Annotated in this window: 9 protein-coding genes and 1 pseudogene; 6 read left to right on the plus strand and 4 right to left on the minus strand. The window is 39.1% G+C overall.

Features of this window, described 5'->3' with window-relative positions:
• The 6 genes and pseudogenes from K6984_RS29915 to K6984_RS29930 all read left to right on the plus strand — a co-directional run.
• Nucleotides 1-411 (plus strand): annotated as a pseudogene (locus tag K6984_RS29915) (IS6 family transposase); the annotation flags it as partial.
• 120 nt (nt 412-531) lie between these two features.
• Entirely contained in the window at nt 532-687 is a 156-nt protein-coding gene (locus K6984_RS29920) for a hypothetical protein (protein ID WP_221898607.1), read from the plus strand.
• Between the two features lie 14 nt (nt 688-701).
• Nucleotides 702-944, plus strand: a complete 243-nt coding sequence (locus K6984_RS29925) for a DDE-type integrase/transposase/recombinase (RefSeq protein ID WP_420831743.1) — start codon at nt 702-704, stop codon at nt 942-944.
• 74 nt (nt 945-1,018) lie between these two features.
• Entirely contained in the window at nt 1,019-1,147 is a 129-nt protein-coding gene (locus K6984_RS35530; protein ID WP_263458596.1) for a hypothetical protein, read from the plus strand.
• A 27-nt stretch (nt 1,148-1,174) separates the two neighbouring features.
• Entirely contained in the window at nt 1,175-1,300 is a 126-nt protein-coding gene (locus tag K6984_RS35535; RefSeq protein WP_263458924.1) for a hypothetical protein, read from the plus strand.
• 2 nt (nt 1,301-1,302) lie between these two features.
• On the plus strand, nt 1,303-1,614 hold the full coding sequence (locus K6984_RS29930) for a helicase HerA domain-containing protein (RefSeq protein WP_230988362.1): 312 nt from the start codon (nt 1,303-1,305) through the stop codon (nt 1,612-1,614).
• A 679-nt stretch (nt 1,615-2,293) separates the two neighbouring features.
• On the opposite strand, the gene K6984_RS29935 is transcribed toward K6984_RS29930, so the two are convergent.
• The 4 genes from K6984_RS29935 to K6984_RS29950 form a co-directional block, all read right to left on the minus strand.
• The gene (locus K6984_RS29935) at nt 2,294-3,340 is read right to left on the minus strand and encodes a restriction endonuclease subunit S (RefSeq protein WP_420831744.1); all 1,047 of its coding nucleotides are present in this window, start codon (nt 3,338-3,340) and stop codon (nt 2,294-2,296) included.
• A 59-nt stretch (nt 3,341-3,399) separates the two neighbouring features.
• Nucleotides 3,400-5,436, minus strand: a complete 2,037-nt coding sequence (locus K6984_RS29940; protein WP_221898608.1) for an HsdM family class I SAM-dependent methyltransferase — start codon at nt 5,434-5,436, stop codon at nt 3,400-3,402.
• 262 nt (nt 5,437-5,698) lie between these two features.
• On the minus strand, nt 5,699-5,926 hold the full coding sequence (locus K6984_RS29945) for a transposase domain-containing protein (protein ID WP_230988364.1): 228 nt from the start codon (nt 5,924-5,926) through the stop codon (nt 5,699-5,701).
• A gap of 34 nt (nt 5,927-5,960) precedes the next feature.
• Complete coding sequence (locus K6984_RS29950; protein ID WP_230988365.1) at nt 5,961-6,221, minus strand: IS66 family transposase; 261 nt, start codon at nt 6,219-6,221, stop codon at nt 5,961-5,963.
• Between the last annotated feature and the right edge of the window lie 146 nt (nt 6,222-6,367).

The following is a 6,367-nucleotide window of genomic DNA, read 5'->3' on the forward strand; positions in this document are numbered from 1 at the left end:
ATGCTCAGCTTCAAAGGCACTCACTTCCCAAAAGATGTCATTCTTTATGCTGTTTTCTTTTATGTCAGGTATGGCGTTTCGTATCGCGACCTTGAAGAAATTATGGAAGAAAGAGGTGTTGAAGTGGATCATGCTACGCTCAATCGTTGGGTTATCCGTTATTCTCCTGCCATTGCTGTAAAAGCTAAATCTCAGAAACGAGAAACCAATAAGTCGTGGCGCATGGATGAAACGTATATCAAAGTGAAGGGGCAGTGGACCTATTTATACCGAGCTGTTGATAGTCGCGGGGATACGCTTGATTTCATGCTTTCTGAGCGCCGTGATGAAGAGGCTGCAACCGCATTTTTCAAACAAACGATTAACAATAATGGCTTTCCTGATAAGGTCGTTATGGATAAAACAGGCGCGCCATGCTACCTCACGAAATTCCGGGACTCCTGTCGCCGTAATTCGTTCACCTACGCAGCGAATAGGAGATGCTCCAGCCGCCCTGCGTCCGCCACAGACTGAGCACAAAGCAGCTCAGTCATGGCTACCACAAATGGCTCTACGGCTATTCGGGATAAAATTTTAGCCTCCCTCGCGCGCTATCGCGCACTTCGGATTGGCAAATTTCCCTGCGCCTTCTGGAGACTATCAGCCCGTCCGGGGCTGACAGCGGTGGCGCTAACTATGCAGGATTAGCCAATATTAACCTCTTGTTAATCCTTGCTGGGTTTGCCACTATGATCGACATATTACAGGTTAAATATTTGAATAACATCATCGAACAGGATCATCGATTTATCAAAAAAATAACAAAACCAATGATGGGCTTTAAAGCGTTTCACTCCGCTCAAGCAACCATTGATGGAATTGAAACAGCACATATGATCCGAAAGGGACAATTGTCTGAGGAGAATATTCCTGCTTATAAGCAGTTTATGGCTTTAGCAGGATAGTTATGCCTGAAGACTAGGCTTCCTGCATTTCCAACAATACTTGCGACAGAACCCCCATCGGGGAGTCGCTATTTTTGCGAAAGCTTGTTTTGGGCATCCCAGCCCAAGCAAGCAGCAAAAACTTAACGCGACCACTTATGCCTCCGGCGGCCCCGATTCGTCCTCGTCACCTCGTCCCGACCCAACAAGGGGTCGGAACATAGGCTCCAAATGACTTGACGCCGTGTCGGATGGCCTTTTATTTTGTCTCCACCTTCGCTAACGCTCAGACTCCGACAAAACAACGGCCCTACGGCTATCGCGGACTAAAAATCATCACTTCGCTAAAGCTCCGTTTCCAGGATTTTCAGCGATAGATGTGAGTATAGATAGTTTTTTTGACATTAATTCAGCGGCTCTAGGAAATTCAGGGAGAGATAAATCAAATATCATTTCTTATATTATTCAAGAAATTTATAAAAAAGAAAAACACTCGGCTACAGGATCAAGAATACTTATATTTGATGTCAATGGAGAATATAAGAAAGCATTCACAAATGATAATAATACAGATATTTTAATTAAATATTACAAGCTAAACATTAACAATATCAAGGTCTCAGATCACCCTATGCTGACCTTATTAGAGAACTTTAAAAAAAGTTATTACTGCCTAATTCTGTGTAACTAAAGTTTCGGAGTTAAAATCAATACCTTCACCAATTTTAATTTAAGCCAAAAATGACAATCTTACACCGATATAAATCAATCGCTTATAGGCTGTAAAATTCATAAAAAGGTTCTGTCGCAAAAAGTGTAAAAACCGACTATATCATAGTTTTATGAGGCTAATGAATAATATTTCATACAGAATAAAACACCGATCATCCTATCGTTAAAATTTCGGCAGATAAGTTGTAAAGTCATATGCCACCTGGCATACAGGTTAATAAGTCCTTAAGAAATACCGCCATTTTAAACTGAACATGTGAATCTTATTTGGATGAGATTAAGCCTTATAATAGTGGCATTCGGTTTTTTGCGACAGAACCTTGAAGATTCTGAACTCTATCTTGGCAAATTCTTGTGGTAATAGTTAGATTCCATTTTGCCACCGTTTTGGAAACAATGAAAAAAGGCTGTCATTAACTGTGCCATCTCTTACCTTAGCTTCAATAAATTGACACTTTCTAATGTGTCATATTTGACTGTGGTTTAAAAAGACATATTATTTTAGTAGTAGTTTGTAGTAATACTACTACAACTTTTGGAATTTCGTGAGAAAACATGGCGCACCTGATGATCATGATCTGATGCCTTCAAAACGGCTAAGCTTTGCACGTTCAGAAGGTCAGACATGATATGGGTTCCTAGCTTTGAACAACTTGTTTCGTTGACGCTATTTTTTTATCCGAATAGTGAACAACATCTTTAATTACCAGTTTTTTAACAGCAGAAATCAGTTTTTCCATTGAATACATACAGGGTTGTTTTTCCTGTTCGGGGAGGTTCATTTTAAAACCGAAACTCTGTGAACTTCTCAGTTTTTTTCCGTAAGAGAATTTTCCAAATAATGATTTTTCTATTGAGGTCGTAAAAAATAGCATTGTTTCTTTTGAGTAATTCTTTTGATTACTCCAATAAACCCCCGTATCGTCTCCTGCACCAAAACTATAATTCCGGTAAAAAGTATTTCCAAAAATATCAATAGTGATAGAATTTTTAGGGAAGCTTGCTACGGGATTTGAAATGTAATTGACTACTCCAGTATTTGTAGTCCCCGCCATAACAAATGGCATATCTCCAGTAATCTGGTCATCTTTTTTAAGCCTTCTGCCTTGTGAAATGTTATTAAAGATGCTTTGGTAAGAGAACTCCCCCCAACTCCATCCCCCATTTTCAAAGTCCTCTAAAGCCTGTTGTTCTTGTAGAGTCAAAGTGGTGTCTTTTAAACCAGCCGCAGATAGATAAGCTTCCAGCTCCGCTATGCGCTCTGCTTCCATCTCAGCTATAAAGCGTTCCATAAACTCAAAATTTATCTCGTCATTTTTTGTTGGTAGTTGGATTTTAGAATTTAAAAATTCTTTATCTATATTTCGAACTAATATTGTTAATAATTTTGGTTTTAATTTGTTTAGTGCTACTGTAAGAAATATTATGAAACTTTTATTTAATTCTATTTTAGGTGTTATTTTTCTAACAAATTGCCCAGCATACCAAGGTCTTTCTCTATAGAAGAAATCCATTTGCATCAGACCAAGACTCCAATTTCCATCAGAGTTAATATTAGTCGTATTTACAAAGCCAGTTTCTTGTAGAATCCCTTGGTTTTGTGATGTTCGTGTTACATAATCATACTCATAACCAACAACTAAACTATCCTTATTAAAACTTAGAGTATTGTTAATCTCAAACAAATCACCCACCCTAAATTCCCCCCACTCAATATTTTTCAGTCTCTTATTGAGTGGGGCATCTACTTTCCCGAATGGTTACCTTCACCCATTTGTTGTTTAAGAAGGTTTGAAACTTCCCAAGCCAAATAATCACCGACCGTTTTCTTAAAATCCTGCAATGTAGGCTTAGTGTCAACGGGTATAGACTGATTCCAGTCAGCCCCGTTTTTGGGATCAATGGTGTTTTCGTAATATTCATTTTCGGTAAAAATAGTGAGTTTACTTTTACCAAAGCGCACTAAACTGATTAGCTCTTCATAGCGTTCTTTAGCGCGATCCGTATCTTTGAGGTTATTGCTGGATTTTTTCCGGTTGGTGCGTGTATAGCCATCGTTTGAAAAGTCGATAAACTTAACCATTTCATCTTGATGATGTGGTTCGTTTACCTTAAACACGTAGATGTGTGTTTGCACGCTGGATTTACCAATAAAGAGGTCTATCGGCATTTTGATGCTTGCCAATAGCGTGTGTTTTTTTAGAATTTTCTGATTGATTGCTTCCGCTTTTCCTGAACCAGACGAACCTTGAATAATAATGGCGGCATACCCTTTGTTCATCATTCCCAACGCTTTTTCGACAAATTCCATACCGTTGCCTTGGGCAGAGTACGGCGGATTAAGGATAAAAGCATCAGCGGGAAAATTTTTATCCGTTTCACCAAAGCCATATTTTCCGTCAAAATCCTGCAAAGAGTCTTTGTTTAGAATGTTGGAGCTGCCATCCCCCATCAAAATCATATTGAGAATAGCCAACATATAAACACTTGATAGTATTTCTAAACCGAGCAATTGTTCAGCCTTTATTTCCGCTTCTTTTTTTGCGAGCTCTTCAGGTGAGGTGATGGTGTTTTTTGCATCGATCAGCATTTCATTCATTGCTGCAACCAATAGCCCCGCTGAACCCGTGGCAAAATCCCACACATACGAATCCTTATTAACGCGTGCTAGCTTTGCTAAAAGGGTTGCAATATAAGACGGTGTAAGCACGACATCATTAAGTTTGTCTTGCGAAAAACCAAGCCAGCCATACATTTCATTAAAGAGCTTACCGGTAAAATCGGTGGTTAAGCCAATTTTGTAGTAGATCCCCAGGTCATCAACAATTTTTGTAAAAACTCTTTTAAGTTGGCTTTCACCGTTTTTAACCTTATTGATATTATCAGTTGAAAGTGTGTTTTTTAATGTTGTTAAAATGAGTTCTTTTTTCTGTTCCGGCAGCTCCTTTTCACCCAAAAATGCTTCTATTTTTCTTACTATTATTTCACCATCTGTGCTGCCTTTTTCGGTAGAAGACTTTAAATCAGATTTTTCAAGCGGAGATACTTTTCCTGGAATCCCCAACGTAGAAATGATTGAAGCGGCAACCAGATAAACGCGGTCATTTTCGCCCAAGCCTTTTTCATTTTGGTAAATATCATTATTCAGCCTGACCAGACTGGTATCAATTTCTTTTTCACGCTGTTCTTTGATCTTGTCGAGTTCTGCTTGCGACAAGCTTAAGGTTCTTACCTGCTCGACAAACGCATCAAAATGTTTTTCTGACAAAAAAGAAAAATCGGTAAATTCGCCAACTTTTTGTCCGATGCCGAAATTTGATTTTGAAACGTAATAAACACCTATTTCGTGCTGAATATTATTGGACTCATCTTTGTGTCCTGTCATCCCAATGGCGATAATGTCGGTATAGCTGGTGTGGTGTAGTAATGCATTGGCATAATGCACTGCGCCATTTATTGCAAACGAATTGATGTTTTTAAAATGAGATTCGTTTTTAGCTGTTCTGTTTTCTACCTTTCCACTCGCGTCGAGTTTGACAAGCTTATCTTTGTAGCCTTTGTACTCAATGAGTATAGGGAAGTGATCCAGATTTTTATCTTTCAGTAATAGCTTTGCATCTGGGCGATTGGCGCCTGAGCCGCCATTTTTGGTGAAGTAATCAGACAGTGCTTTGTCTGTTTCAGTGTTTAAAGATTCTTGCTCTAGCTTGTAATCAAGGTTGTAAGATTTAAGCCAGCCATTTGCTAGGTCTGCAATATTAGGTTCAATTGATTTTGCCATATTCCACGTTCTATTCCGTTCTATTATAAAATGTCAGCATTCTTGTCAATACCTTCGCCAAAATGAAAGTACACTCATTTTTATGAATTTTATAGCCTATAAGCGATTGATTTATATAGGTGTAAGATTGTCATTTTTGGCTTAAATTAAAATTGGCGAAGGCATTGTTCTTGTTCAATAGTATTCCACTGACTATTCATGGGTTCTGTCAAACACCATACATGTAAGCGTCGATTCTTCCCACCTAGACAAGCTACGCCACTTACTTAAAAGGCTTGATTTTTTCAGTCAGGTTCCAGGGTAAAAACTGATCCAATGCCTCTGGCTTATAGTGCCTACCAAGCTTGGGTCGTGCGGTGAGTAAATACTTTAAGTAATCAAAAGGCTCTAGGTTATTGGCTACCGCTGTCTGCACAAGACTGTAAAGTAGTGCGCTGGCATTAGCGCCGCGTGGAGTTTGATTAAATAACCAGTTTTTACGGCCAATCACAAACGGCTTGATATGACGTTCCGCTGCATTATTATCAATTTGGTATATTACCATCATCAATATAGCGGGTTAGGCTATCCCATTGGTTAATGGTGTAACGAATGGCTTTACCGATCGCACTATCTTTTGCCGTTTTGGTAAGGTTGTTATCACACCACTGTTTTAAATCTTCCAGCAGAGGTTTGCTTTTTTTCAGACGCAACAAATAACGTTGCTCTATTGTCAGGCCTTTGAATTGTTTTTCTAGTGCATACAAGCGAGCAAACTTGCGTAATGCGGTTTGGGCCATGCCCATTTTATTCTTGCGGCTTTCTTTTCAACGCTTCATCGAATTTACGACGCGCATGCGCCATACAGCCGACCAGGATACAGTCATCTGAGCCAATGGGTTCTGTCGCAATAATTATCAAAAGCACAGACCTCCTGGTCTTCAGGCATAAC

Source organism: Bathymodiolus japonicus methanotrophic gill symbiont (assembly GCF_019721995.1).
Lineage (GTDB): Bacteria > Pseudomonadota > Gammaproteobacteria > Methylococcales > Methylomonadaceae > Methyloprofundus.